At 71.5% G+C, this 25,905-nt stretch carries 29 protein-coding genes; 12 read left to right on the top strand and 17 right to left on the bottom strand.

Going from position 1 to position 25,905, the window contains the following annotated elements:
- Positions 1–57 precede the first annotated feature (57 nt).
- The gene (locus ABTZ99_RS03745) at positions 58–921 is read left to right on the top strand and encodes an SDR family oxidoreductase (protein WP_499607897.1); all 864 of its coding nucleotides are present in this window, start codon (positions 58–60) and stop codon (positions 919–921) included.
- A 4-nt stretch (positions 922–925) separates the two neighbouring features.
- On the opposite strand, the gene ABTZ99_RS03740 is transcribed toward ABTZ99_RS03745, so the two are convergent.
- The gene (locus tag ABTZ99_RS03740) at positions 926–1,204 is read right to left on the bottom strand and encodes a YciI family protein (RefSeq protein ID WP_498771746.1); all 279 of its coding nucleotides are present in this window, start codon (positions 1,202–1,204) and stop codon (positions 926–928) included.
- 66 nt (positions 1,205–1,270) lie between these two features.
- Between ABTZ99_RS03740 and ABTZ99_RS03735 the strand changes: the two genes are divergently transcribed.
- Positions 1,271–1,849: a SigE family RNA polymerase sigma factor gene (locus tag ABTZ99_RS03735; RefSeq protein WP_053714368.1), complete on the top strand. Its 579-nt coding sequence runs from the start codon at positions 1,271–1,273 to the stop codon at positions 1,847–1,849.
- A gap of 22 nt (positions 1,850–1,871) precedes the next feature.
- Here the strand turns inward: ABTZ99_RS03735 and ABTZ99_RS03730 are convergent, their stop codons facing one another.
- A complete protein-coding gene (locus ABTZ99_RS03730; protein ID WP_499607893.1) occupies positions 1,872–2,606 on the bottom strand; it encodes an SDR family NAD(P)-dependent oxidoreductase in 735 nt (244 codons plus the stop codon).
- Positions 2,607–2,710: 104 nt separating this feature from the next.
- Between ABTZ99_RS03730 and ABTZ99_RS03725 the strand changes: the two genes are divergently transcribed.
- The 5 genes from ABTZ99_RS03725 (at position 2,711) to ABTZ99_RS03705 (ending at position 6,823) form a co-directional block, all read left to right on the top strand.
- Positions 2,711–3,550: a LysR family transcriptional regulator gene (locus ABTZ99_RS03725; protein WP_499607890.1), complete on the top strand. Its 840-nt coding sequence runs from the start codon at positions 2,711–2,713 to the stop codon at positions 3,548–3,550.
- A 275-nt stretch (positions 3,551–3,825) separates the two neighbouring features.
- Positions 3,826–4,731 (top strand): ROK family protein, encoded by a 906-nt coding sequence (locus ABTZ99_RS03720; protein WP_498771739.1) that lies wholly within the window; start codon positions 3,826–3,828, stop codon positions 4,729–4,731.
- Entirely contained in the window at positions 4,728–5,885 is a 1,158-nt protein-coding gene (gene nagA / locus ABTZ99_RS03715; RefSeq protein ID WP_498771737.1) for an N-acetylglucosamine-6-phosphate deacetylase, read from the top strand. Before ABTZ99_RS03720 ends, nagA begins: the two co-directional genes overlap by 4 nt.
- 4 nt (positions 5,886–5,889) lie before the next feature.
- Positions 5,890–6,075, top strand: coding sequence for a hypothetical protein (locus tag ABTZ99_RS03710; RefSeq protein ID WP_498771735.1), 186 nt, complete (start codon positions 5,890–5,892; stop codon positions 6,073–6,075).
- A 10-nt stretch (positions 6,076–6,085) separates the two neighbouring features.
- A complete protein-coding gene (locus ABTZ99_RS03705) occupies positions 6,086–6,823 on the top strand; it encodes a DedA family protein (protein WP_498771733.1) in 738 nt (245 codons plus the stop codon).
- A gap of 3 nt (positions 6,824–6,826) precedes the next feature.
- Here the strand turns inward: ABTZ99_RS03705 and ABTZ99_RS03700 are convergent, their stop codons facing one another.
- The gene (locus ABTZ99_RS03700) at positions 6,827–8,203 is read right to left on the bottom strand and encodes an FAD-binding oxidoreductase (protein WP_498771731.1); all 1,377 of its coding nucleotides are present in this window, start codon (positions 8,201–8,203) and stop codon (positions 6,827–6,829) included.
- Between the two features lie 200 nt (positions 8,204–8,403).
- Here ABTZ99_RS03700 and ABTZ99_RS03695 point away from each other — a divergent pair, with 200 nt between their 5' ends.
- Positions 8,404–9,009, top strand: a complete 606-nt coding sequence (locus tag ABTZ99_RS03695) for a DedA family protein (RefSeq protein WP_498771729.1) — start codon at positions 8,404–8,406, stop codon at positions 9,007–9,009.
- A 4-nt stretch (positions 9,010–9,013) separates the two neighbouring features.
- Here the strand turns inward: ABTZ99_RS03695 and ABTZ99_RS03690 are convergent, their stop codons facing one another.
- A complete protein-coding gene (locus ABTZ99_RS03690; protein ID WP_498771725.1) occupies positions 9,014–9,649 on the bottom strand; it encodes a nucleoside/nucleotide kinase family protein in 636 nt (211 codons plus the stop codon).
- Positions 9,631–10,455 (bottom strand): PfkB family carbohydrate kinase, encoded by an 825-nt coding sequence (locus ABTZ99_RS03685; RefSeq protein ID WP_499607969.1) that lies wholly within the window; start codon positions 10,453–10,455, stop codon positions 9,631–9,633. The genes ABTZ99_RS03690 and ABTZ99_RS03685 overlap by 19 nt, the downstream gene beginning before the upstream one ends.
- Before the next feature lie 77 nt (positions 10,456–10,532).
- Between ABTZ99_RS03685 and ABTZ99_RS03680 the strand changes: the two genes are divergently transcribed.
- Positions 10,533–11,489 carry a LacI family DNA-binding transcriptional regulator gene (locus ABTZ99_RS03680; protein WP_498771723.1) on the top strand — a complete coding sequence of 319 codons (957 nt, stop codon included), beginning with the start codon at positions 10,533–10,535 and terminating at the stop codon, positions 11,487–11,489.
- 19 nt (positions 11,490–11,508) lie between these two features.
- Here the strand turns inward: ABTZ99_RS03680 and ABTZ99_RS03675 are convergent, their stop codons facing one another.
- The 6 genes from ABTZ99_RS03675 to pyrE form a co-directional block, all read right to left on the bottom strand.
- Positions 11,509–12,582: a glycoside hydrolase family 76 protein gene (locus ABTZ99_RS03675; RefSeq protein ID WP_498771720.1), complete on the bottom strand. Its 1,074-nt coding sequence runs from the start codon at positions 12,580–12,582 to the stop codon at positions 11,509–11,511.
- A 25-nt stretch (positions 12,583–12,607) separates the two neighbouring features.
- Positions 12,608–13,237 (bottom strand): TrmH family RNA methyltransferase, encoded by a 630-nt coding sequence (locus tag ABTZ99_RS03670; RefSeq protein ID WP_499607882.1) that lies wholly within the window; start codon positions 13,235–13,237, stop codon positions 12,608–12,610.
- A gap of 363 nt (positions 13,238–13,600) precedes the next feature.
- Positions 13,601–14,446 carry a hypothetical protein gene (locus ABTZ99_RS03665; protein ID WP_498771716.1) on the bottom strand — a complete coding sequence of 282 codons (846 nt, stop codon included), beginning with the start codon at positions 14,444–14,446 and terminating at the stop codon, positions 13,601–13,603.
- Between the two features lie 206 nt (positions 14,447–14,652).
- Positions 14,653–15,042 carry a DUF2784 domain-containing protein gene (locus ABTZ99_RS03660; RefSeq protein WP_498771714.1) on the bottom strand — a complete coding sequence of 130 codons (390 nt, stop codon included), beginning with the start codon at positions 15,040–15,042 and terminating at the stop codon, positions 14,653–14,655.
- 81 nt (positions 15,043–15,123) lie between these two features.
- A complete protein-coding gene (locus tag ABTZ99_RS03655) occupies positions 15,124–15,816 on the bottom strand; it encodes a hypothetical protein (protein WP_498771712.1) in 693 nt (230 codons plus the stop codon).
- A 1-nt stretch (position 15,817) separates the two neighbouring features.
- On the bottom strand, positions 15,818–16,372 hold the full coding sequence (gene pyrE, locus ABTZ99_RS03650) for an orotate phosphoribosyltransferase (RefSeq protein ID WP_498771976.1): 555 nt from the start codon (positions 16,370–16,372) through the stop codon (positions 15,818–15,820).
- 53 nt (positions 16,373–16,425) lie between these two features.
- On the opposite strand from pyrE, the gene ABTZ99_RS03645 reads away from it, so the two are divergent.
- Complete coding sequence (locus ABTZ99_RS03645) at positions 16,426–16,995, top strand: hypothetical protein (RefSeq protein WP_498771710.1); 570 nt, start codon at positions 16,426–16,428, stop codon at positions 16,993–16,995.
- Between the two features lie 327 nt (positions 16,996–17,322).
- Here the strand turns inward: ABTZ99_RS03645 and ABTZ99_RS03640 are convergent, their stop codons facing one another.
- From ABTZ99_RS03640 to clpB, 6 genes are all read right to left on the bottom strand, one after another.
- Positions 17,323–17,757 (bottom strand): hypothetical protein, encoded by a 435-nt coding sequence (locus ABTZ99_RS03640; RefSeq protein WP_498771708.1) that lies wholly within the window; start codon positions 17,755–17,757, stop codon positions 17,323–17,325.
- Positions 17,754–18,671 (bottom strand): WXG100 family type VII secretion target, encoded by a 918-nt coding sequence (locus ABTZ99_RS03635; RefSeq protein ID WP_499607877.1) that lies wholly within the window; start codon positions 18,669–18,671, stop codon positions 17,754–17,756. Before ABTZ99_RS03635 ends, ABTZ99_RS03640 begins: the two co-directional genes overlap by 4 nt.
- Complete coding sequence (locus ABTZ99_RS03630; protein ID WP_498771704.1) at positions 18,668–19,021, bottom strand: hypothetical protein; 354 nt, start codon at positions 19,019–19,021, stop codon at positions 18,668–18,670. The genes ABTZ99_RS03635 and ABTZ99_RS03630 overlap by 4 nt, the downstream gene beginning before the upstream one ends.
- A gap of 68 nt (positions 19,022–19,089) precedes the next feature.
- Positions 19,090–19,869, bottom strand: coding sequence for an SDR family NAD(P)-dependent oxidoreductase (locus tag ABTZ99_RS03625; RefSeq protein WP_499607874.1), 780 nt, complete (start codon positions 19,867–19,869; stop codon positions 19,090–19,092).
- On the bottom strand, positions 19,866–20,561 hold the full coding sequence (locus ABTZ99_RS03620; RefSeq protein WP_498771700.1) for a TtfA family protein: 696 nt from the start codon (positions 20,559–20,561) through the stop codon (positions 19,866–19,868). The genes ABTZ99_RS03625 and ABTZ99_RS03620 overlap by 4 nt, the downstream gene beginning before the upstream one ends.
- 511 nt (positions 20,562–21,072) lie before the next feature.
- Positions 21,073–23,655: an ATP-dependent chaperone ClpB gene (clpB, locus tag ABTZ99_RS03615; protein ID WP_498771698.1), complete on the bottom strand. Its 2,583-nt coding sequence runs from the start codon at positions 23,653–23,655 to the stop codon at positions 21,073–21,075.
- A 185-nt stretch (positions 23,656–23,840) separates the two neighbouring features.
- On the opposite strand from clpB, the gene ABTZ99_RS03610 reads away from it, so the two are divergent.
- Positions 23,841–24,221, top strand: coding sequence for a VOC family protein (locus ABTZ99_RS03610; RefSeq protein WP_498771696.1), 381 nt, complete (start codon positions 23,841–23,843; stop codon positions 24,219–24,221).
- 510 nt (positions 24,222–24,731) lie between these two features.
- Entirely contained in the window at positions 24,732–25,835 is a 1,104-nt protein-coding gene (locus tag ABTZ99_RS03605; protein ID WP_498771694.1) for an FAD-binding oxidoreductase, read from the top strand.
- Positions 25,836–25,905: the final 70 nt, after the last annotated feature.

Below are 25,905 nucleotides of genomic sequence, written 5' to 3'. Positions count from 1 at the left end.
TGGCGGTAAGTTGCGTTACGGTGACCTCCCTGGCTGGAGCGGGCTGAGGAGGTCACCGTGGACGTTGCGGGCAAGGTTGTCCTGATCACTGGCGCGGCGAGGGGCATCGGCGCGGAGGTGGCGCGGCGGTTGGCCGCGAAGGGCGCGAAGCTCGCCCTGGTCGGGCTGGAGGGCGACCAGCTGCGGCAGGTGGCCGAGCAGTGCGGCGGCCGGGCGTGGGAGGCCGACGTCACCGACTGGGAGGCGCTGGAGACCGCGGTGAACGGCGTGGTCGACCACTACGGCGGCATCGACGTGGTCGTCGCCAACGCGGGCATCGCCGCCACCGGTTTCATCCGTTCGATGGACCCCGCGGCGTTCGAACGGGTCATCGAGGTCAACCTGCTCGGGGTGTGGCGCACGGTCCGGACGTGCCTGCCGCACCTCATCGCGAGCCGCGGCTACTGCCTCGTCGTGTCGTCGCTGGCGGCGATCGTGCACATCCCGGGCAACGGCGCCTACTCCGCCGCGAAGGCGGGCTGCGAGGCGTTCGCGGACAGCCTGCGCGCGGAGGTGCGGCACCTCGGCGTGGACGTCGGCGTGGCGTACTTCTCGTGGATCTCCACCGACATGGTCAACAGCGCCGACCAGCACCCCGTCTTCGGCCCGCTGCGCAGCGGGATGCCGGGGCTCGCGGGCAAGAAGTACCCGGTCTCCGACGTCGGCAGGGCGGTGGTCCGGGCGATCACCCGCCGGTCGAAGGCCGTGCACGTGCCGGGCTGGGTCGGCGGCTTGAAGATCTTCCGCGCGTTCACGCCGAAGGTGGTCGACCGGCAGGCGGCCAAGTCGGTGCCCGCCGCCGACCGCGAGATGGCGGCGAACGACCTGTCCGGCCTGGTCGGACCGGGTGGCACGGCCGCCGCCGCGGCGAAGAAGGGGTAGCTCGTCAGAGCCAGACGCCGGTCAGCGCCTGCCACTCGTGCACGCGCGTCTCCTTGACGACGCCGGCGGGCGTGTACGGGTCGGCGGCGAGGACCTCGCGCAGCTCGTCCTCGTCGGCGACCTCGTAGACCAGCAGGGCGCCGGACTGGTCGGTGTAGGGACCGGACACGAGCAGCACACCCCGCTCGACCAGCGTGCCCAGGTACTCGCGGTGCGCGGGTCGGACCGCCATCCGCTCGTCCTGGTTGTCGCCGAAGACCAACTCGACCGCGAACCGAGCCATCGAAAGCCCACCTCCGTTGTGCAGCGCCGCACCGAAGCTACCCCCTGACGGGGTAACGTCTTTTCCGTGGTCGGTCCCGATCGGAACAGCGGCGGCATCGCGCGTGTGCAGGACACGCTGACGAACCTGCGGATCCAGGACGGCGCGGCACCGGCCCCGACCGGCCCGCTGACGCTGGAGGACCTGTACCGCCAGCACCGGATGCGGCTGGTCCGGCTGGCGCTGCTGCTGGTCGACGAGCCCGCCACGGCGGAGGACGTCGTCCAGGAGGCGTTCACCGGCCTGTACCGGAACTGGAAGAACCTGCGTGACGCGCAGGCGGCCGTGGGCTACCTGCGGACCGCGGTCGTCAACGGCTCGCGCAGCGTGCTGCGGCGGCGCAAGACGGCCCGCGACTACACCCCGCCGCACGTGGCGAACGCGCGTTCGGCGGAGAGCCTCGCCATGCTGACGGCCGAGCACCAGGCGGTCGTGCGCGCGCTGTCCCAGCTGCCGCCGAGGCAGCGCGAGGTGCTCGTGCTGCGCTACTACGGCGACCTGTCGGAAGCCGAGATCGCCGAGGCCACCGGCATCAGCAAGGGCACCGTGAAGAGCACCGCGAGCCGCGCGCTCGACGCCCTGCAGAAGATCATGGCCGGCAACTAGCCACCCTTCGCCGGTGTGCCCGTCACCAGGGCACCGCTCCGTCGTCGTTGCGGAACTCGCCGGTCGGTCCGTCGTCGGGCAGGGTCGCGAGGCGAATCGCGATGGCCGCGCCCTGTCGCGGTGTGCGGTGGCCGCTGAAACCGGTGAAGTCGGTGGCGGTCAACCCGGGACAGCCGGCGTTGATCAGGATGTTGGTACCGCCCAGTTCCTTGGCGTATTGGACGGTGACGGCGTTGAGGAAGGTCTTCGACGCCAGATAGGCAGCGGGAACCGGGCCCATGTCGATGCCGGGTGCGGTTTGCAGGGAGAGCGAACCGACGCTGCTGGACATGTTGACGATTCGCGGTGAGGGCGAGGCGCGCAGCATCGGCAGCATCGCGTTGGTGACGCGGATGACCCCGATCACGTTGGTTTCCACGACCGCGCGCACGGTCGCGGGATCGACCGCGGTCGGCGTCTGCGGCCCATCGCCGGTGACGCCGTTGATCGCGGCGTTGTTCACCAGCACGTCGAGCCCTCCGGCGTGATCGGCGATCAACTCGGCCGCCGCCGCGGCACTCGCGTCGTCGGTCACGTCCAGCGGCACGCCGAACGCGTCGATCCCGGCCGCGCGCAGCTTCTGCACCGCGGTGTCGCGACGATGCCGGTCACGCGCGCCCACACCGACCCTCCAGCCGAGCGCGCCCAGGCCGGCGGCGACCTCGTAGCCGATTCCCTTGTTCGCGCCGGTGACCAGCGCAATCGTCCGTCCACTCACACCGCGGATCCTGCTGCGGCTCCGGGTGCAGCGTCCAAGACCGAGTGGGTCGGCGGCGATACCGCACGGGTATTGGTGGTGGTCATCGCCGATACCATGCCCCGGTGGAGACGCGGGAGATGCGGTACTTCGTCGCCGTCGCCGAGGAATTGCACTTCGGGCGGGCGGCACAACGACTCGCGATCGCCCAACCACCGCTGTCGCGAGCCGTCCAGAAGCTCGAACGGCGGCTCGGGGTCGTCCTGCTGCACCGCGGCGCTCGCGCCATCACCCTGACCGAGGCCGGGGCGGTGCTGCTGCGGGAGGCCCGGACCGCGCTCGACGCGGTCGAAGCCGCCGAGCGGCGAACCCGCCGTGCCGCGGCCGACCAGCCCGGTGTGGTGCTCGCCACCAAAGCCGGGGCGTCCAGCGGACTGCTGTCGAAGCTGCTGCACGCCTACGCCGCCGAACCGGGCGCCGCGGCGGTCGAGGTGGTGCTGTGCGGGCCCGGCCAGCCGGAGAACCTGCTGCGCGACGGGCGTGCCGACGTCGCCCTGCTCCACCGGCCCTACGACACGACAGCCGGATTCGACACCGAGGACCTGCACACCGAACGGCAGGTCGTGGTCCTGCCCGCGGGCCATCCCCTCGCCGACCGGGCGCACGTGCCGTTGGCCGAGGTCGCCGACCTGGCGAACCTGCCCCTGCCGCGCTGGCCCGGACGGGATGGCAGCTACCCGGACGGCCCCGGCCCTCAGGTCCGCGACCACACCCAGCTGTTCCAGCTGATCGCGCTCGGCCTGGCGTGCGCGGTCGTGCCCGAGTCGCTGCGGACCCAACTGCGCAACGATCACGCCGTCGTGCCCGTGCCGGACGCACCAACCGTCACGACCGTCATCGCCTGGCCACCGCACAGCAGGTCCAAAGCGGTCGCCGACCTCGTCCACACCGCGACGCGCCTCTGACCGGCACCGCTGCTCATCGGTCGCACCGAGCGTCACCGGTCCGTCGGGGCACCTCCGTGGCGCCCGGCCCACCACGACCCCGCTTCGCAGGGGTCCCCGCCCAGGGGATCCCTGTTCTTGATCCTGCCACCGCGGACCGACAGAACCGCCCCGCCGACCGCGGCCTGTGGACAACTCCCGACAGGCACGACAGCACGTGCCCGGCCACACCGGACTCGCCCAATCGGACACTTGGTATAGACCAATGGCGGTCGGATGCCGCAGTATCGGTCCTCGTGGCGCGCACAAGACACGTGATAGCCGTCGACGTCGGCGGTACCGGGACGAAAGCGGCCCTGGTCACCGGTGGTCCCGGCGGGGTGGTGGCGGTGAGGCAGCAGCGGCGCGCGACCAGGCCCGGCGGTGACGCCGTGGTCGAGGACGTGGCCGCCCAGGTCGCCGGGCTGCGCGCCGCCTCCGACCACCCGGTCGAGGCGGTCGGCGTGGTCGTGCCGGGCATCGTGGACGAGGTGACCGGCACCGGCGTCTACTCGGCCAACCTGGGCTGGGCGGACTACCCGTTCCGCGACCGGATCGCGGCGGCGACCGGCCTGCCCACCGCGTTCGGCCACGACGTGCGGGCCGGTGGCCTGGCCGAACTGCGCCAGGGCAACGCCCGCGACCTGACCGACGCGGTGATCATGCCGATCGGCACGGGCATCGCCGCCGCCCTCGTCCTGGACGGCCGGGTCTCGCCCGCGCCGGGCGAGATCGGGCACGTGGACGTCGGTCACGGCGACCCGTGCGGCTGCGGCCAGACGGGTTGTGTCGAGGCGCGGGCGAGCAGCGCCTCGATCGCCCGCCGCTACACCGAACGCACGGACCGCCAGGTCGGCGGCGCGGCCGAGGTGGCGAAACTGCTCACGGAGGGTGACGAGGACGCGGCGGTGGTGTGGCGCGAGGCCGTCGACGCGCTCGCGAAGGGCATCCTGCTGGTAGCCGCTCTGCTGGGGCCGCGAGCCGTGGTGCTCGGCGGCGGACTGGCGCTGGCGGGTCCGAAGCTGACGGATCCGCTGGGCGGACGACTGGACGAGCTGATCACGTTCCAGCGACGCCCGGAACTGCGGCTGGCCGCGTTGGGCGACGAGGCCGGGTGCCTCGGGGCCGCGCTGCTGGCCATCGACATGCTGGAGGAGAGATGAGCACGTGGGGTGGACCCGTGGACGTGACCCTGACCGGTGGTCGGGTCGTCACGCCCGACGGGGTGCTCGAACAGGGGTGGGTGGCGGTGCGGGACGGCCTGATCGCGGCCGTCGGCGAGGGGGCGCCACCGGACGGCCCGACGACGGACGTGGACGGCGGCTGGCTGGTGCCGGGCTTCGTCGACATCCACTGCCACGGCGGCGGTGGTGAGGCGTTCACCAGCGCCGACCCGGCCCGGGTGATCAAGGCGGCGAACGCGCACCGCAGGCACGGCACCACCACGCTGCTGGCCAGCCTGGTGTCCAGGCCGATCCCGGAGCTGGCCGACCAGGTCGAGGCGCTGACCGAGCTGGTGCGCGACAACGTGGTCGCGGGCATCCACCTGGAGGGCCCGTTCCTGTCCGCCGCGCGTTGCGGCGCGCACGACCCGGCGATCCTCCGCCCGCCGGACCGCGCCTCGATCGACCGGCTGCTCGACGCGGGCGGCGGCGCGGTCCGCATGATCACCGTCGCGCCGGAGCTGGAGCACGGCGTGGACGCGGTGCGCCACCTCGTCGCCAACGACGTCCTGGCCGCGATCGGCCACACCGACGCCACCGAGGCGCAGATCCGGCCGGCCGTCGAGGCGGGCGCGACGGTGGCCACCCACCTGTTCAACGGGATGCGCCCGCTGCACCACCGCGAGCCCGGACCGATCGGCGCGCTGCTGGACGACGAGCGCGTCACCGTCGAGCTGATCTGCGACCTGGTGCACCTGCACCCGACCGCCGTCCGCCTCGCCGCGCGGCACGCGGGCGTGCACCGGACCGTCCTGGTGACCGACGCGATCGCGGCGGCGGGCGTGGGCGACGGCGTCTACGACGTGGGCGGCCTGGAGGTGCGGGTGGTGGACGGCGTGCCGACGCTGGCCGGTGGCGCGTCCCTCGCGGGCAGCACGCTGACCATGGACGCGGCGTTCCGCAACGCGGTGCAGTCGTGCGGCCTGACCGTCGAGGAGGCGGTGCACGCCACGTCGACCCGGCCCGCCCGGCTGCTCGGCTTGCAGGGCCGCACGGGTGAGCTGCGCGCCGGTCTCGCGGCCGACGTCGTGGTGCTGGACGCCGAGCTGAGGCCGCGCGAGGTGATGAGCCGGGGCGCGTGGGTGAAAGACTGAGCTCGTGCCCGAAGACCACGAGAAGCTGGTGGCCGACGCGTTGCGCGCACAGGCCACCAGCTCCGGCGCGCACCCCCACGTGCCCGTGCGGCGGGTCCGCCCGGCGCTGGGCGCGGGGTGGGTGCTGCTGCTGGCGGTGCTGCTCGGGCTGGCCGCGGGCACGGTCGTGGCGGTCATGACGCTCAGGTAGTGCCTGTACCGTGGTCGCCGTGACTGTCGCGCTCACCTCCACGGTTGCCCTCGGTCCGGACTGGCTCGACCCGGCGATCCTGCTCAAGGGGCTCGGGCCGTACATGCTGGTCGGCCTGTGCTTCATCGTCTTCGCGGAATGCGGCCTGTTGGTGGGCTTCTTCCTGCCCGGTGACTCGCTGCTGTTCACCGCGGGCCTGTTCGTCGCCTCGGGGGTGCTGGAGTACCCGCTGTGGCTGGTGTGCCTGCTGCTCACGGTGTGCGCGCTCGCGGGCAACGTGGTCGGCTACTGGATCGGCCACCGCGCCGGACCGGCGCTGTTCAACAAGCCCGAGTCGAAGATCTTCAAGAAGGAGTACGTCGACAAGACGCACGAGTTCTTCGACAAGTACGGCGCGCGCGCGATCGTGATGGCCCGGTTCGTGCCGATCGTGCGGACGTTCATCACCGCCATGGCCGGCGTCGGGCGGATGGACGCGCGCAAGTACTTCACGTACTCGCTGATCGGCGGCGTCGCGTGGGCCGCGGGCCTGACGGTGCTCGGCTACTTCCTCGGCCAGATCCAGTTCGTCCGCGACAACCTCGAGATGATCCTGATCCTGATCGTGCTGATCTCGGTCGTCCCGATCATCATCGAGGTCGTCAAGGCGCGCCGCGAGAAGAAGAGCCTGCTCGCGCAGGAGGCGGCCGACATCACCCAGGTCATCGACCGGGTCGACGAGACCCAGCGCATCAAGCCCCTCGACTGAGCGCTACCCCAGGTCGAACATCGAGCCCGGGTTGAAGAGGTTCTCCGGGTCCAGCGCGCGCTTGATCTCGCGGTGGACCCGCAGGCCGACCGGGCCGATCTCGCGCGCCAGCCACTCGCGCTTGATCTTGCCGACGCCGTGCTCGCCGGTGATCGTGCCGCCGAGCGCCAGCCCCAGGGCCAGGATCTCGTCGAACGCCCGCCGCGCCCGCGCGAACTCGTCCTCCGACGCCGGGTCGTAGACGATCGTGGGGTGCATGTTGCCGTCGCCGGCGTGCCCGACCACGGCGATCCGCAGGCCCACCGACTCGCTGATCCGCTCGCACCCGGCGATCAGCTCGGCGATCTTCGTCCGCGGCACGCACACGTCGTCGGTCAGCCACGCGCCGTAGATCTCCAGCGCGTTCAGCACGGCGCGCCGCGCGGTCAGCAGGTCGCGCCCCTCGGAGAGGTCGTCGGTGGCGTAGACGAGCTCGGCGCCCGCCGCGACGCACGCCTGCTCGATCGCCGCCAGCTCGTGCCGCCCCGCCTCGCCGCCCGAGTCGGACTGGCACAGCAGCAGCGCCGCGCCCGCGTTCAGGTCGGTCTTCAGGTACTGCTCGACGGCCCGGATGGACGTGCGGTCCATGATCTCCATCAACGACGGCACGATGCCCTCGGTCACCACGCGGCTCACCGCGACGCCCGCCTCCGCCGTGCTGCCGAACGTGGCCACGAGCGTGGCGGGCGCCTGCGGCAACGGCCGCAGCGCCAGGGTCGCGCGGGTGATCACGCCGAGCGTGCCCTCGCTGCCGACGAACAGCTTGGTCAGGTCGTACCCGGCGACGCCCTTGACCGTGCGCCGACCGGTCCGCAGCAGCTCGCCGTCGGCCAGCACCACGTCGAGCCCGAGCACGGAGTCCGTGGTCACGCCGTACTTCACGCAGCACAGCCCGCCCGCGTTGGTGGACAGGTTCCCGCCGATCGTGCACCAGTCGTAGCTGGACGGGTCGGGCGGGTAGAACAGCCCGTGCTTCTCCACCGCGCCGCGCAGGTCGAGGTTCACCACGCCCGGCTCGACCACGGCCAGCCGGTTGTCCGGGTCGACCTCCACGATCGCGTTCATCTTCGTGGTGGCGAGCACCACGCAGCCCTCGACGGCGTTGGCCGCGCCGGACAGCCCGCTGCCCGCGCCGCGCGGCACTATCGGCGTGCGCGCGGCCGCACAGGCCCGCACGACCGCCTGCACCTGTGCCGCGGACGTGGGCAGCACCACCGCCAGCGGCTGCCCGTAGGGCGCCAGCGGCATCATGTCGCGCTGGTAGCTCGCGGTCACGTCGACGTCGGTCAGGACCGCGTCGGCGCCGACGGCGGAGCGGAGTTCGGCGAGCAAGGCCTCCATCCGTCCACGCTATCCCCGGTGACGGTGATCACTCCAGTCCGTGTTCACGCCGGTGCGAACCGCCACGTCCCCGAGGCTTCGGCAACGCGTTATCCCCATGTCGCCCAGGCGACGCCGGGGTCCCACGTAGGCTGCATGGCGTGGTGTTGTCCGCAACGTCCGAGACTGTCGCATTCGTTCAGCTCGACTCCGCAGGCCCGATGGCCGTGTGGCTGATCACGCTGAGCTTCATCTTCTTCGAGTGCGCCTTCATCTTCGGCCTGTTCCTGCCCGGCGATTCGCTGCTGTTCGCCGCCGGTGTGGTGCTCGCGTCCCACGAGGCCGAGCTGTCCGCCTGGCTGCTGTCGGGGGCCGCGCTCGCGGTGGCCGTCGTCGGCAACCAGATCGGCTACTACATCGGCCGGCACACCGGCACCCGCCTGCTGGCCCGCCGCGGCGGCAAGGTCCTCAACAAGGAGAACCTCGCCAAGGCCCGCGACTTCCTCGACCGACGAGGCTTCTGGGCGGTCGTGCTGGCCCGGTGGATCCCCTGGGTCCGCACGCTGGCGCCGATGATCGCGGGCGCGGCGCGGATGGACTCGAAGCGGTTCATGCTGGCCACGACCATCGGCGCGATCGCGTGGGTGCCGACGCTGGTGCTGGCCGGCTACTACGGCGCGGGCCTGCTGACCGCCGTGCCGTGGCTGGAGACGGTCGCGGTCGTCGTGAGCATCGCGTTCTTCGTCTTCGGCACCGCCTACGGCTTCTACCGGTACCGGCAGGAGATGAAGAAGCCGGTGGACGAAGAGGTCACCGCGGCGTCGTAACGCCTCACAGCACCTCCGTGATCACGAGGTCGGCGGCGGACTTGGACGCGTTCACCATGAGCGCGTTCACGTGGTCGGTGCCGTGCAGCACGCGTTCGCTCGCGTCCTCCACCGACCGCCCGTACCGGACGTGCCGGTCGATCAGCCGCGCCACCCGCAGGCCCTCGTCGACCATCAGGAACCACGCCTCGTCCAGCACGACCCGCACGCGCTTCCACTTGTCGTACTGCATCAGCAGGTAGTTGCCCTCGGTGACGACCAGCGGCACGGCCGGGTCGACCGGCACCGCGCACGCGATCGGCTCCTCGAGCTCGCGGCGGAACTCCGGCGCGTACACCACGTCGGGCCCGCACGCCTTCAGCCGCCCGAGCAGGTCGACGTAGCCGGGGACGTCGAACGTGTCCGGCGCGCCCTTGCGGTCGGCGATGCCCAGCCGGTCCAGCTCGCGCTGGGCCAGGTGGAAGCCGTCCATGCCGACCAGGGCGGCGTCCTCGCCCAGCGCGTCCACCAGCCGGCGCGCCAACGTCGACTTGCCCGAGCCCGGCGCGCCGCCGATGCCGAGGAGCTTGCGCTCACCGGTGTCCACCAGCAGCCGCGCCCGGTCGACCAGCTCGTCGAACTTCACCCGCTGTCCCGCCACCGTCCCAGCTCCTCCACCCAGTCCCACGCGGTGTGGCGCACCCGCACCGCGGCGACCTCGTTCGCGGACCGGACGGCGTCGTCCACCGCCAGGCCCTCGGCGACCGCGACCGCCAGCGCACCGTGCCACACGTCGCCCGCGCCGTTGGTGTCGCGTGCCTCGACAACAGGTACCGGTTGCGAGCCGGTGGCACCACCACGCGACCAGGTGACGGGACGCGGGCCGTGCGTGCGGATCACCAGCGGCACGCCCCTGGCGTGCAGCTCGGCCTCCGACAGCTCGAACGCGGCCGAGCACGCGGCCACGTCCACCAGCGGCAGCAGGTCGTCCAGCACGGGTTTCCAGCTGCCCGCGTCCAGCACCACGGGCACGCCGAGGCGTCTCGCGTGCCGTGCGGCCCCGAGGGCGAGCGGACCGAGGTGGCCGTCCACCAGCACCGCGTCCGCCGCCTCCACCAGCGCCGGGTCCACGGCGACGTCGGCGGCGAACCCGACGGCGTTGCGCGAGATCACGGTCCGCTCGCCGTCGCGCTCGCGCACCGCGACCATGCTCAGCGCCGGACCGCCGGCGCCGACCGAGCGCACCTCCACCGGGTGCAGCCGGGCCAGCGCGAAGTCGCCGAGCTCGCCGCCCAGCGCGGTCAGCAGCACGGCCCGGTGCCCCAGCGCGGCCACCGCGCGCGCCGCGTTCGCCGCCGGACCGCCGGGCGCCAGGTGCACGCCGAGCGACTGCACCTTCTGGCCGGGGACGGGGAACTCGGCCACCCGCTGGCTCACGTCGACGGTCGTCAGCCCGACACACAGCACAGAAGCCACGGCACGTCCCTCCTACCAGGTAAAGTCCCCACGCAATCGCTTGCGCCAGCCCGAACGGGGACGAGTCCATGGTCACCATGCGGGAGGTCGCCAGTCTCGCCGGCGTCTCCATCACCACGGTCTCACACGTGATCAACGAGACCAGGTCGGTCGCTTCGGCGACCAGGGAACGGGTGCTCAAGGCGATCGAGGAGACCGGCTACACCGGCGACGCCATCGCGCGCTCCCTCGTCACCGGCGGCACGAAGTCCCTCGGCCTCGCGGTGTCGCTGGTCTCGCACCCGTACTTCGCCGAGCTGATCGCGGCGATCGAGGGCGAGGCCACCAGGTCGGGCTACACGCTCGTGCTCATCGACACCCGCGACACCGCCGAGTCCGAGCAGGCCGCGGTGCGGATGCTCCGCTCACGGCGGGTGGACGGGGTGCTGCTCACGCCGACGTCCGGCTCGGCCGCGCTGCCCGAGCTGCGCCGGTTGGGCGTGCCGACGGTGCTGGTGGACCGGCTGACCGTGGCGAAGGACGTCGACCAGGTCGGCCCGGAGAACGTGCAGGCCACGTCCACGCTGGTCCGGCACCTGGCGGAGCTGGGCCACCGGCGGATCGGGCTGGTGTCCGGCCAGCCGGGGCTCGCGACCACGGACGAGCGCGTGCTCGGCTACCGGCTCGGGCTCGGCCGGGCGGGGCTCGCGTGGGACGAGGACCTCGTGCGGCCGTCGTTGGAGCCGCTGCTCGGGCAGGTCTCGGGCGTGGTGGTGAGCGACCACCAGGTGCTGGTGGACGTGCTGCGCACGGCGCGGGCCCGGGGTGTGCGGATCGGGTCGGAGCTGGCGCTGGTGACCTACGACGAGGTGGAGTGGGCCGAGCTGGTCGACCCGCCGCTGACGTCGATGGCGCAGCCGGTGGAGGAGATCGGGCGCACGGCGGTGCGGCTGCTGCTGTCCCGCATCGAGGACCCGGAGCGGGCGCCGGAGACGATCCGGCTGCCGCCCGTGCTGCGGCACCGGCGGTCGTGCGGCTGCCACTGACGGCTCGGCGCCGTGAGGCTCAGCTCCGTGACGGCGAGATCCCGTCGCGCTCCAGCAGGGCGGCGGCCTCCAGCGCCATCCACCCGCCGAGCTGGACGGACAGGTCGCGCTCCGGACCGCCGCCCCTGACCGCGGGCTCGGACCACTCCGGGCCGAACAGCGGTCCGCTCACCACCGCGGTCCGGTTCGCCCACACGGCGTTCGCCGAGGCGAACACGAGGTCCGCCGCGCGGGCCGCCTCGGGCCGGTCGAGCCGCAGCGCGGCCTGCGCCAGGTAGCGGGTGAGGATGCCGCTGAACAGGCCGCCGTCGCCGCCGCCGTGCCCGCGCAGGACGCCGTCGGTGGCCAGGTGCTTGTCGACGGCGTCGATGATCCGCGCCGCCTTGTCCTGGTAGCGGCCTCCCAGCTCCACGCACGCGCCGAGCACCACGCCCTGGCAGTAGGTGTAGAGGTTCTTCTCGACCTCGCGGACCGTGCCGTCGGGGTGCACGTGCAGCCCGTCCCACACCAGGCCGGTCTCCGGGTCCGCCAGGTTGTCCTCGATCCAGTCGACGACGGACCGGGCGCGGCCGAGGTCGGCCCGCGCGCCGAGCCGGGCGAACAGGATCGCCGCCGGACCGTTGGCGGGCACGTTCTTGAAGTCGTCGTCGCGCCGCCACCAGATGCCGCCGCCGCCGTGGTCGGTCCAGCCCTCGCGCAGGCGGTCGGCGATCGTGGCGATGGCCTTCGGCCTGGCGATCCCGACTTCCCGTTCGGCGCGCAGCAGCGCGAGGCCGAGCCACGCCACGTCGTCGTAGTAGTCGTTGGTCCAGCCGACCAGGTTGCGCACCCGGATGCCGCGCACGAGCCGCTGCACCAACGCCACCCGCGCGGCCTTCGGCGAGCGGAGCTGGGCGTCCAGGACGCAGTCCAGCAGGTGCGCCTGCCACCAGTAGCCGAACCGGACGTGCAGCCGGGCGGGCCAACCGGGCGGCCAGGCGACCGCGCCGAGGGCCGTGCCCGGAACTCCCCAGACCCGACGCAGGTGCCGGGACTCGACCGCGCGCTCGGCGACACCGGCGCGCGCGGCGAGGAGCTTCGGTGGTGACGTCACCTCACCAGCCTGCCGACTGAACCGTTCAAGAAGCTCGCCGGAACAGTTCCCAGTGGTAGAGCCCCATGGCGACGCTCGTGGTCAGGTTGTAGCTCGACACCTTCGGCCGCATGGGCAGCGAGACCACCAGGTCCGCCCGTGCCCGCACCTCGGGCGAGAGCCCGTGCCGCTCCGAGCCGAAGGCCAGCACGGCGTCGTCGGGGATCCGCACGTCGCGCAGCTCCCGGCCGTCGGCGTCGAACGCGATCACCGTGCCGCGGACCTCGTCGATCCCGTCGAGCCGGCCGACCGGCAGCGCGAAGTGCAACCCGGCGCTGCCGCGCAGCACGTTCGGGTGCCACGGGTCGACGTCGCCGAGCGACACCACCCCACCCGCGCCGAGCCCGGCCGCCACCCGGATCACCGCGCCGAAGTTGCCGAGGTTGCGCGGGTTGTCCAGCAGCACCAGCGGCGCACCGCGCGCAGCCCGCCCCCACTCGACCACGGGCCGTTCGGCGAGCCCCCCGACCCCGGTCGGGTGCGACCGCCCGATCACCTTCTCGAACTCGGCCACCCCCACCACCCGCGCCCGCTCGAAGACGTCCACGAGGTCGGGCGCGTGGGACCTCGCGAGCGCCACCGCCTTGTCCCGGTCGAGCACCACCACGGTCCCCACCGATCCACCGAACCGAACCGCGTGCTTGACCGCGTGAAACCCTTCGAGGACCACTACCGACATGCCGGGATGATGACTCACCCCTACTGGCACGACCAAGCCGAGAGCCGGGCGGGTACCCTGATGCGTCCGACCGACCGGGATTCAAGTACGAGCGGTGCTCGCATTTTGCCGATCTCCCGTCTTGCGGCATGATGGCCAGATTCCAGCTCGACAGGAATACCGGTACGGCAGCTTAGCGCGGTCGATGAGCAGAACAGGAAAAACCCTCGTGGTCGCAGGTGGGGAAAGCGGCAGCGGCGGCAACACCGACAAGTGACGTCGGACCGCCGGTGACGGGCCCACTCCGCGATATCGGGCCCGTCATGCCAAGTCCAACCGCACGCCGAACTTCCGGTAGGCGGGCAGGTTCCGCACCGTCAGCGTCGTTTCCGGCTGCCCGGCCTGGTTCAGCTCCCTGGTGAGCGCGTAGTCGTCCTGCTCGGTGAGCATCCCGATCTTGTCGAATGACGCCCGTTCGCCGACGGGGAGCCGAATCACGTACTGCGCGAACGGCACCGGCTCCGCGAACGAGGTCAGGAACTCGTCCGCCCGGTCGCCGCGCATCAACGGCAGGCACTTCGCGGGCCAGAACATGTCCACGGAAAGGCTCACCTCCCCGCCGCGCGGGACCCTCTCGTGGAGGTGGACGACCATCTTCAGCACGCCGTTGTCCAGCCACGACGTGGTGAAGTCGTACCTGGTCCCGCCCTCGCCGCGGACCTCCACGCTGCGCACGTGAGCCTGCACCCGGCGCCGGTGGCGCTTGGGCCAGTTCCAGTTGACGCGGTCGTGGAACGTGCAGAAGTACAGCACCTCGCACAGCGCGACGACGGTGAACGAAATGCGCTGCCGCACGTCGCCGTTCGGCTGGATGTCGACTTCCTGCACCCAGCTCTTCACCGACCATTTCTGGCCGTGGACCTTTTCCAGCCGGTCGCAGTACTCCAACAACAGCCTGCGTTCCAGGACGTCCCGACCGCGCCACACCACGCGGTTGACCACGAGCATCGCGAACACGACCGCAATGGCACCCGCCACCAGTGCCAGCCCCGCGGTTCGCACGTACCCGTGCCCCGCGGCGGCGGCCGTGAAGCCGCCGACCAGCGCGAGAGCCGCCCCGCCCTCCACCGGTCCCAGGATCGGCGTGTAGACCACGTAATCGCGCAACCGCTGACCGACCGCCGAGGCCGGCGTCCTGCGCCTTGCCCGGTGCACCGGTTCGCGAACGTCAAGACTTGCCCGAGCCACCCCCATCGCCGACCGCCCTTCCCCGACCCATAGCTGAAGGGTAAGGCACCGGACAGCCCTGGAAATGAGATTGGTACGGACGGGTCGGGCGATTAGGCCACCCCGGTGAGGGACGAATGGCCGCTTTATCGCTGATTGGTGAACTGCACTGAATTACAGGCCTGTTCATCGCGTCGTTTGAGGTAGTAACCGGTCCACGAGACCAGCACGACGACCGCCACGAGCACCTGCACCAGGCGTGCCGCGGAGTCCGGGTAGAGGACGCCGTCGATGTAGGTGTCGATGAAGCCGTTCGCGAGCTGGGGTCGGCCGGCGGCGGCGCGGAGCTCGTTCTCCAGCCACGTGAGGGGGCAGGCGAGCGGGAACAGGACGATCAGCAGGCCCCAGGTCGCCATCGCCAGGTGGAAGTACAGCACCCTCGGCCACCGCCAGGCCAGGAACCCGCCGACCACCAGGAAGAGCAGGACGGCGAAGTGCACCACCATGACCAGCTCGGCTAAAGCGTGCGCGACCATAGCGACCTCCCTGCTTCCCACAGTAGGCCGCCAAGCGATCACGTGCCCGCCAATTACGGGCACCCCGGGTTCAGCCCGGGTTCAGCCCCGGGGCAGCGCCTGCCACGGCACCCGGCCGGCCACGTCCAGCAGCAGGTCGGCCAGGTGGGCGAGCGGGGCCTGCAGCAGCGGGCCCGGCACGGCGGCGGCGAGGTTGTGCTCGTCGAACGCGATCGCCACGCCGTTCGCCCGCGGGTCCTGCAACAGGGCCTGCGTGAGGCCGGAGGCGAGCAGCGCCGAGGCGAACGCGGGGTTGCGGCGGCGCACCTCGTAGCGCGCGTCGAACGCCGGGTCGCCGGTCTCCACGAACTGCTCGAACAACCCCCACACGCTGTCCTCGCGCGGGCTGATCAGCACCCACGGCCCCGGCATCGGGCGCGGCACGACCACCACCGCGTAGGTGCGGTACTCCGACGTGACCACGTTGTCCGCGCGGAACACCACCTCCACGGCCAGCACGGGCACACCGCGCCAGTGGCCGACGAGCTGGAACTTCACCCGGCTCCGGTCGGCCTCCAGCATCCGCCCGACCTGCGGCACGCGTTCCTGGAAGCCCTGGTCCTCGGCGACGAACCGCCACCCCAGGGACGCCTCCAGCGCCCGCATCTGCTGCTCCCACTGGTTCACGAACTGCTGGTTCGTGAACGGGTTCCGCTTGCGGCGCGACAACCCCACGGCGACCCCGACGCCCAGGATCGCCACGATCACCAGCAGCAGGACCAGGGCGCCGGCCATGTCAGGCCAGGCCCAGGTCGGCCAGGTCCAGCAGGTACCGGTACGGCAGCCCGGCCTCCTCGATCACCTCGCGCGCGCCCGTGCCGCGGTCGACGACCGTCGCGACGCCGACCACCGTGGCGCCCTGCTCGCGCAGTGCCTCGACGGCGGTCAGCACGCTGCCACCGGTGGTGGAGGTGTCCTCGACCGCCAGCACCCGCTGCCCGGCGACCTCGATGCCCTCGATGCGCCGCTGCATGCCGTGCTGCTTGGCCGCTTTGCGCACGACGAACGCGTCCAGCACCTCGCCCGCGTTCGCGGCGGCGTGCATCATCGCGCACGCCACCGGGTCCGCGCCCAACGTCAACCCGCCCGCGGCCACGTAGTCCCAGTCGGCGGTGAGCTGCCGGAGCAGCTTGCCGATCAGGGGTGACGCGGCGTGGTGCAGCGTCGCCCGGCGCAGGTCGATGTAGTAGTCGGCCTCGGCTCCCGAGGACAGCGTCACCTTGCCGTGCACCACGGCCAACTCGCTCACCAACCGCGCCAGCTCGGCCTTCGCCGCGGCGTCCAGGACCACTTCAGTTCGCACGGCTGCCAAGAGTGTCATACCGCGCCGTACGCTGGCACACCGTGACCCTTCCCGGCACCGACACCTTGATCATCGAGCAGCCCTGGGGCGTGCTGCGCCACCTGCTGGGCACCAGGTACCGAAACGACGTCTACGACGGCGGCGGCGCGTTGGTCGCGTCGGTCTCGGAGCGCCGGTTCCTCGGACCGCTGCGGAAGTTGTTGCGCGCCACCGCGTTCTCCGGCCGGACGACCTTCGACCTCGCCCTGGCCGACCGCGGGCGGCAGCTGCTGCTGATCCGCAAGGGGTCCGGCAAGCCGCCGACGCGCGTGACGTGGCCGGACGGGTCCGTGGTCGGCTCCGTGCGGCACGAGGGGCACGGCGCTTACGGCCTGCTCGACGCGGCCGGGCAGCGGCTGTGCCTGCTGCACGAGGTGGCGTCGTTCAGCCCGGGCGCGATCGCGAAGCGGGACGGGCGGCGCGTGCGGCGGGACGTGCTGAGCATCCGGCCGGGCACGCCGGACCCGGTCCGCTCGCTGGCGATCGCGGCGGCCGTGGCGTACGACGTGGTGCGCGGGGTGGGGACGAACCACACCAGTGCCGGCGGGTTCGACTTCCCCACGTTGACCTGAGCTCGAGCTGACCGGCGCGCGTCCAGCCTCGACGCCGACCAACGCACCGCGCCCCGTGCCGCTTCCGGACTCAGCCGGACTCGTCCACCGCGGACCCACCGGCTGGTGCACCATCCGCCGTACCCGGTTCATCACCATCGGACTCACCTGGGCTCGTCCGCGGTCGGACGAACCCCGGCTCGTGCACCGCCGGAGCTACGCAGGCGTCCCCGCCAAGGGGACCCCTGCTTTTATTCTGCCCCTGAGGTCAGACAATTCGAGGTGGTCAGGCCGGCGCCTGTGGACAACTCCGCGGAGCCCTCGGCCTCAGGCCTGACCACACCTCGTCTACCAGGCGTCCTCGGTGAACTTGTTCGGCTCGTCGTCGTCATCGTCGCGGCGACCACCCGGCCGGGACGAACCCGCCGAGACGACGTCCTCCGGGTCGTTGCCCTCCTGGATCGCCGTGTACGCGCGCTGCAAGTCCGGCACACCGGTCTGCAGAGCGCGCTGCACGCCCTCGTCGTCCACGGCCCGCCCGGACGCGATGTCCTCCCAGGACATCTCACCCGCGTCGACCCGCCGCGCCAGCTCCTTCAGCTCACGAGGCGCACCGGGGCTGTTGGCGAACCGCGAGATCTCGGCGAAGTCCGCCTGCGTCAGCCCGCGCGACCGCAGCTGCACCTGGCTCGCCGCCCGCGCGGTCTCCTCGACGTTCGCCATCCGCTTCTCGACGTCGGCGACCAGCGCGTCCAGCTTCGCCTTGTCGTACGGGAACGTCACTGCCCATCACCTCCACCGGAACCCGACCCGGAGCCCGAACTCGCGCCGGCCGGAGCGGGCGCCGGTGATGTGGGTGGCGGCTGGTTGTAGCGGCCGTTCGCCGCGTTGCCCGCCTTGCCCAGGCCGTACGCGCCCAACCCGACACCGATCGCCCCGGACTTCGCCGCGGCCACGCCGTTGTCGTACTTCTCCTTGCCGTCCTGGTACCCGTCGACCACGTCGAGCAGGTCGCTGACGTCGCGCACGTCCTTCAGCTTGGACAGCGCGGTGCCCATGGCGACGATGCCGTCGATCATGCCCTGGACGCCCTCGATCAGCGTCTGGATGGAGATGATGATCTTGCGGATGGCGTCCACGATCTGGATCGCGTCGTAGACCATCCACACCGCACGGCCCCAGCCGACGACCGGGATCCACGCCGTCATCGCGGCTTCCATCAGCTTGCCGACCAGCATGTCCAGCAGCGTCAACGCCAGGCCGCACGCCGTGCGGCAGGTGCTGGCCGTGGACCGGAACTGGTTGCCGATGATCCGCGCGATCTGCGAGTCCGCCTCGATGGCGATCACCCACATGGTGCCCATGCGCGTCTCGAACGCCTTCGCCGCGTCACCGTCCCAGTGCGACGACAGCTGCTCGGCGCCCGCGTCCACGTTGTGCCGCACGGAGTCGAGCGCCTTGGCGACCCGGTCCCACGCGTTGGCGTTCTCGTCGATCTTCTCGAAGTCGCCGAGCAGCGGCTTGATCAGCGCGTCGAGCAGGTTCTCGCCGGTGACCTTCTCGTAGATCCAGTTGACGCCCTGGATCTTCCAGCCGGCCTTCTCGATGAGCTCCTTGGTCGACTGCCGGCCGGGCCGGTCCTCCGCGGCGGCGCTGAGCGCGGCCGACGGGTCTTCGACGTCCGCGTACGCGGTCACCGGCCACCTCCGAGCGACGGCGCCTCGGCCACGGCGTGGAGCTGGGACAGCACCCGGTCGAGGACGCTCATCACCATCTCTTCGTTCTTCTCGTACATGTCGGCGGCCTTGTTGAGGCTCTCCGCCTCCTTGACCATCATCTGGTTCGCGAAGTCGAGGGTCTCCCCGTACAGGGAGGCCACGCCCGTCACGATGGGCTGCAGCAGCGAGAGCAGACCGGTGAACCCCGAGGTGTCGCCGCCCTTGGAGATCGCGTGGTCCTTGATCGTCATGAAGTGCTGCGCGTTGCGGCTCAGCAACTCGCCGTAGCCGCGGAGCTCGGGCGGCTCCACGCTGAACTGTTCGCCCATGGACGGTTCCTCCCTGTTCCAACTAGTGGAGTGGGACGGACCGGACCGGGTTCGGGTTCCCGGCTCTTCTAAGTGCGTCCTCGTCCGCCCGCCGCGCGGGAGGCTATCCGCCTGACCAGCGCGCGCGGAACCAGCCGCACCAACACCGTGATGGCTTTGTACTGGGCGCCCGGCACGGACACCGGCTTGCCCGCGCGCAGGTCGGCGAGGCCGTCGTGCACCACCCGGTCGGCGTCGAGGTAGAGCACGTCGGGCGTGGCGGACATGTCGATCTTCGCCCGTTGGTGGAACTCGGTGCGCACGAATCCCGGGCACAACGCCATCACGCGCACGCCCGTGCCCGCCGTGGCCATCGCCATGCCCTCGGAGAACGCGGTCACCCACGCCTTGTCGGCGCTGTAGGTCGTGCCGCGGCCGGGCAGGAAGCCCGCCACGCTGGACACGTTGACCACCGCGCCGCGCCCGCGCGCCACCATCCCCGGCAGCGCCGCGCGGGTCAGCCGCAGCACGCTCGTCACGTTCACGTCCAGCTGGGACTGCAGTTCGAGCGGGTCGGCGGTGAAGAACTCGTTCGAGATCGCGAAGCCCGCGTTGTTGACCAGCAGGTCGACCTCGCGTTCGGCGAGGAAGTCGGCGACCTTGGTCCGGCCGGCGTCGGTGGCCAGGTCGGCGGGCAGCACCTCGGCGGTGATGCCGTGCGCGGCGCGCAGCTTGGCCGCCGTCTCCTCCAGCCGCCGTTCGTCGCGGGCGACGAGCACCAGGTCGTGGCCCTCGGCGGCGAGCCTGCGGGCGAACGCGGCGCCGATGCCCGACGACGCGCCCGTCACCAGGGCGGTCGGCGGCGTCACGGCTTGCGCCCGAACTGCGGGCGGTGGACCTCGCCACCGGTGTCGGACTCGGGGTCGGCCTCGAACGGGTCGATCACGTCGGCCAGTTCGCCGAGGTCGCGCAGCAGCCGTTCCAGGCGGGCGGGGGTGGAGTTGGGCGGTGCGGCGGCGAGCACCCAGTCGTTCTCCAGCCAGACTACGGTGACGTCACCGCCGATCTCCTCGGCGGCGTCGACCAGGTCCGGGTTGATGAGCTTGCGCGCGGCGGGCAGCTCGCTGACGAACGCGTACCGCGAGCCGACCGGTCCGAGCAGGTCGGGCATCTGGTCGCGTTGGAACGGCACGCTGGGCAGCCACAGCTCGATGACCACGGGCAACGCCCGGCGGCAGCGCACGCCGACGAGCACGGAGTTGACCTTGCCGCCGGTCTCGTGGTCGAGCACGTAGACCTGGCGGCGGCCGTCGGCGGTGAAGGTGGAGCCGGCGACGACGTCCTTGGCCACGCCGACGCCGTAGTAGGCGATCGCGCCGCTCTCCCAGCGGGTGGGCAGCACGTGGTCGGTCTCCTCGAACTGCCAGCCGCGCAGCGCCGCCCAGCGGCGGCGTTCGCGGTTTCGCGCGGTTCGCTGTGCCCGGTCGGTCGCGAGCAGGGCGAACCCCGCGACGCCCGCTACCGCGGCGACGGTGAACCAGACCCACGCCGGTATGCCCACGGTGCGAGAGTAGCGGGCGGCGATGAACAAACGAAGATCACTTGGGGCGTGGGTCGCGCAAACGGATCAAGCTGTTACCCGTCTCGCCGGTAGGGCACGGCGGCGGCTCAGGCACGTCCGACGACGGCCGGCCACTACTTATCCACAGGCCACAGCGTTGTCCACAGGCACGCCCCGACCACCCACCCGGTGTCGGTCCCGGCCGGCAGAGTAAAAATCGGGGATCCCCCGGTCGGGGACCCCTGCGGAGCGAGCTCCGAACGAGGGACCGCGGAACGCGGGCGAACGCGGAACGGCGGAACGCCGGACAGCGGAACCACCCGACCTCCGGACTCCCGAACTCCCGAACTCCCGGACTCCCGGACTCCCGGACTCCCGGACTCCCGGACGGAACGCTACGGAGCGGCGGGCGTGGTCAGGTCGTGAGGCGGCGGGAGCGCTCGGGAGCCGGTTGTCCCGGCTGCACCGAGCGCGTCCCGCCGACCTGGGGCGAACGTCGAGCGCGCCGGGATCAGGCCTTGCCGACGATCAGGCCCGAGTGGTCGTCCAGCACCTCGACCTTCACCGTGTCACCGTCACGCACCTCGCCCGCCAGCAGCTCCTTCGCCAGCTGGTCGCCGATGGACGACTGCACCAGCCGCCGCAACGGCCGGGCCCCGTACACCGGGTCGAAGCCGTTCAGCGCCAGCCACTCGCGCGCGGCCGGGGTGACGTCCAGGGTCAGCCGCCGCTGCGACAGGCGTTGCCCCAGCCGATCCACCTGGATGTCCACGATGGACGTCAGCTCCTCGGTGGCCAGCGAGTGGAACACCACGACGTCGTCCAGCCGGTTGAGGAACTCCGGCTTGAAGTGCGTCCGCACGATCGACATGACGGCGTCGTTGCGCTGCCGCTCGTCCAGGGTGGCGTCCGCGATGACGTGCGAGCCGAGGTTCGAGGTCAGCACCAGGATGGTGTTGCGGAAGTCGACCGTGCGGCCCTGGCCGTCGGTGAGCCTGCCGTCGTCGAGCACCTGCAGCAGCACGTCGAACACGTCCGGGTGAGCTTTTTCGACCTCGTCCAGCAGCACGACCGAGTACGGGCGGCGGCGGACCGACTCGGTCAGCTGCCCACCCTGGTCGTAGCCGACGTACCCGGGAGGCGCGCCGACCAGGCGGGCCACCGAGTGCTTCTCGGAGTACTCGCTCATGTCGATCCGGATCATCGCCCGCTCGTCGTCGAACAGGAACTCCGCCAGCGCCTTCGCCAGCTCCGTCTTGCCGACGCCGGTCGGGCCGAGGAACAGGAACGAGCCGGTCGGCCGGTCCGGGTCCGCCACGCCCGCACGGGTGCGCCGCACCGCGTCCGACACGACCCGCACCGCCTCGGCCTGCCCGACCACGCGCTTGGCCAGCTCGTCCTCCATCCGCAGCAGCTTCGCCGTCTCGCCTTCGAGCAGCCGGCCCGCCGGGATGCCCGTCCACGCGGAGACCACGTCGGCCACGTCGTCCGGCCCGACCTCCTCCTTCAGCATCACGGCGGCGTCCTGGGTGGTGCGGGTGGCCGCCTCCAGCTCCTTCTCCAACGCCGGGATGCGCCCGTACCGCAGCTCGGCGGCCCGGCCGAGGTCGCCGTCGCGCTCGGCCCGCTCCGACTCACCGCGCAGCTGCTCCAGCTGCTCCTTCAGGTCGCGGACCTTCTCGATCGAGCCCTTCTCGTTCTGCCAGCGAGCCGTCAGCCCGGACAGGTCCTCGCGCTGCTCGGCCAGCTCGGCGCGCAGCGCGGCCAGGCGTTCCACCGAGGCCGGGTCCGACTCCTTGGCCAGCGCCATCTCCTCGATCTCCAGCCGGCGCACGGCGCGTTCCACCTCGTCGATCTCGACCGGGCGGGAGTCGATCTCCATGCGCAGCCGGGACGCGGACTCGTCCACCAGGTCGATGGCCTTGTCGGGCAGGAAGCGGGCGGTGATGTACCGGTCGGACAGGGTCGCGGCGGCGACCAGGGCGGCGTCGGTGATGCGCACGCCGTGGTGCACCTCGTAGCGGTCCTTGAGGCCGCGCAGGATGCCGATCGTGTCCTCGACCGACGGCTCGCCGACGAGGACCTGCTGGAAGCGGCGTTCCAGGGCGGCGTCCTTCTCGATGTGCTCGCGGTACTCGTCCAACGTGGTCGCGCCGACCATCCGCAGCTCGCCGCGGGCCAGCATGGGCTTGATCATGTTGCCCGCGTCCATGGCGGACTCGCCGGTCGCGCCCGCGCCCACGATCGTGTGCAGCTCGTCGATGAACGTGACGACCTGGCCCGCGGAGTCGGTGATCTCCTTGAGCACGGCCTTCAGCCGCTCCTCGAACTCGCCGCGGTACTTCGCGCCGGCCACCATCGAGCCGAGGTCGAGCGCGACGACCTTCTTCCCGCGCAGGCTCTCGGGCACGTCGCCCGCGATGATCCGCTGGGCCAGGCCCTCCACGATGGCGGTCTTGCCGACGCCCGGCTCGCCGATCAGCACCGGGTTGTTCTTCGTGCGGCGCGACAGCACCTGCACCACGCGGCGGATCTCGGTGTTGCGGCCGATGACCGGGTCCAGCTCGCCCTTGCGCGCGCGTTCGGTCAGGTCGACGCCGTACTTCTCCAACGCCTTGTAGGTGCCCTCCGGGTCCGGGCTGGTGACCCGCGCCGAGCCGCGGACCTTGCCGAACGCCTCCTTCAGCGCCTCGGGGTGCGCGCCGTGGCGGCGCAGCAGGTCGGCGACCTGGCCGCCGTGGTGGGCGAGGCCGACCAGCAGGTGCTCGGTCGACACGTACTCGTCACCCATCTCGGTGGCGAGTTCCTGCGCCTTGCTCAGCACGCGGACGGCGTCGCGGGAGAACTGGGGCGCCGACACGGACGACCCGCTGGCCGCGGGCAGCGCCCTGGTCAGCTGCTCCAGCTCCTTGTGCACCTGCTTCGGGTCCGCGCCGACGGCGGAGAGCAGGGGCGCGGTCAGGCCGTCGCCCTGGGCCAGGAGCGCGCCGAGGAGGTGGACCGGGCCGACGTCGGGGTTGCCCGCGATGGTCGCTGCCTGCACGGCGGCGGACACGGCCTGTTGCGTCTTCGTGGTCGGGTTGAAAGCGTCCATTCCTCACCTCGGTCGGTGTTCGTGCGCAAGGGGCCGGCGTGCGCCACCGGCCATCACTCAGGTCAACGTCAGAAAAGTTGAGCCAGTTCCGCTCAACCTAGTGGAATCGTGTGGTGTGGGCCACGGCGGCGTGCCCTGCCGAAACTCGGGTGCGTCCGGTCGACTCCCACCGCGACGATCTGCGCATGACCTCACTGGTGCACCACATCACCTTCGACTGCGCGAACGCCTACGAGCTGGCCGGCTTCTGGAGCAAGGTGACCGGCCTGCCGGTCTCCGAACACGACTTCCCGGGTGACCCCGAAGCCCTGGTCGCGGTGCCCGGCGGGCCCGGGTTGCTGTTCATCCAGGTGCCCGAGCCCAAGACCGTGAAGAACCGGGTCCACCTCGACCTCCAACCCGACACGACGCGTGACGCCGAAGTGGAGCGACTGCTCGGGATCGGGGCGGCGCTGGTGTCCGACATGCGCCGGCCGGACGGCACGGGGTGGGTCGTGCTGGCCGACCCGGAGGGCAACGAGTTCTGCGTTGAACGCAGCGCAGCCGAGCGGTCCGAGCAGGCCTGAGGCCGGTCACCCACATGTAGCAGCCGGTTGTCCACAGCGGCCCGCGAGTTGTCCACAATCCGCAGGTGGGCATCCACAGGCGACTGCGGCCCACCACACCAGGCCGGCCTGCCGGCCGCCACTGGGGTGAACATCGGCCGGTAAACCCCGATCGGACGTCCCGCCGACGTGGCCGGCGTGTTACCCGGCCCACGTCCCCTGAGGAGTCGTGCGTCTGGCGGTGGGCCGCAAGCGCTGGATTCGGTATATGTGGAAGGGAATGACCACCCGTTCGCGGGAACGTTGTGCGACCGTCCGTAATCGCACTGCACTCGAAGGTGGCATCAAGGAGTCGACCGGCCAGTTGGCGGGTTAGTGTCCCCTCGTCGGGATGGAAGCTTGACGAGGACGTAGCGCCCTTGCTGGCGCCGCCAGAAACGTGGAGACTGCGCCCGGACCATGACTGCGAACGCCGTGTTGAGCCCCATCCCGAGCCCGCCACACCGCGAACCTCCTCCTGGTGTCACCGCTATGGTGCGGATGATCCGGGAGAGCTTCGCGGTGGTGGAGCCGCGCGCCGAAGAGGTAGCCAAGTTCTTCTACGGCATGCTCTTCAGCCTCGCGCCGGCGACCCGTGAGATGTTCCCCGCGAACATGGAGGTCCAGCGCAGCCGACTGCTGCGCGCCCTCGTCCACGTCGTGCAGATGGTGGACAGACCGGACGACCTGATCCCGTTCCTGCGCCAACTCGGGCGCGACCACCGCAAGTTCGGCGTGGTCAACGTGCACTACGAGTCCGTCGGCACGGCGTTGCTGGCGGCGGTGAAGAAGTTCGCCGGGCCCGCGTGGACGCCGAAGGTCGAGATGGCCTGGGCCGAGGCGTACACGATCATGGCGCGGGCGATGCAGGAGGCGGCGGCGGCCGACGACGGCCCGGCCTACTGGCACGCGACCGTGCTCGACCACCAGCGGGTGAGCTGGGACCTGGCGGTCGTGCGGCTGCAGCCGGATCACCCGGTCGGGTACCGCGCCGGGCAGTACGTGAGCGTCGAGACGCCGCAGCGCGCTCGGCTGTGGCGGTACTACTCGCCCGCGAACGCGCCGCGTGACGACGGCATCATCGAGTTCCACATCCGTTCGGTCGAGGGCGGGTGGGTCAGCCGGTCGATCGTCGGGCACACCCAACCGGGTGACGTCTGGCGTCTCGGACCGCCGATGGGCCGGCTCGGCGTGGACCGGAAGTCCGGGCGGGACGTGCTGATGGTCGCCGGCGGGACCGGGGTCGCGCCGATGCACGCGATCATCGACGAGATGGCGCAGTGGGGCGAGAACCCGCGCGTGCACCTGTTCATGGGCGGGCGGACCCGCGAGGACTTGTACGACCTGGACAACCTCCAGCGGTTCGCGATGACCAACCCTTGGTTGACCGTCGTGCCGGTGCTGGAGTCCGACCCGGGCGCGCGTGGCGTGGAGCAGGGCACGCTCGCCGACGTGGTCACCCGTTACGGGGCGTGGGAGGAGCGGGACGTGCTGGTGTGCGGCTCGCCGTCCATGATCCGGGCCACCGTGTCGCGGATGCTGGTCGCCGGCACCCCGCTCGACCGGATCAAGTACGACCCGTTCACGCTGGACTGAACCGCTACCTGAAACTTTTTCACGTTTGCCGCCGGGCCGTGCGGGACTTTCGGCTGCCCAACGCGATCCG

Source organism: Actinosynnema sp. NPDC002837 (genome assembly GCF_040295345.1).
Taxonomy (GTDB): Bacteria; Actinomycetota; Actinomycetes; order Mycobacteriales; family Pseudonocardiaceae; genus Actinosynnema.
The sequence above is the reverse complement of the archived record's forward strand: the minus strand, read 5'-3'. Positions and strand labels throughout refer to the sequence as shown.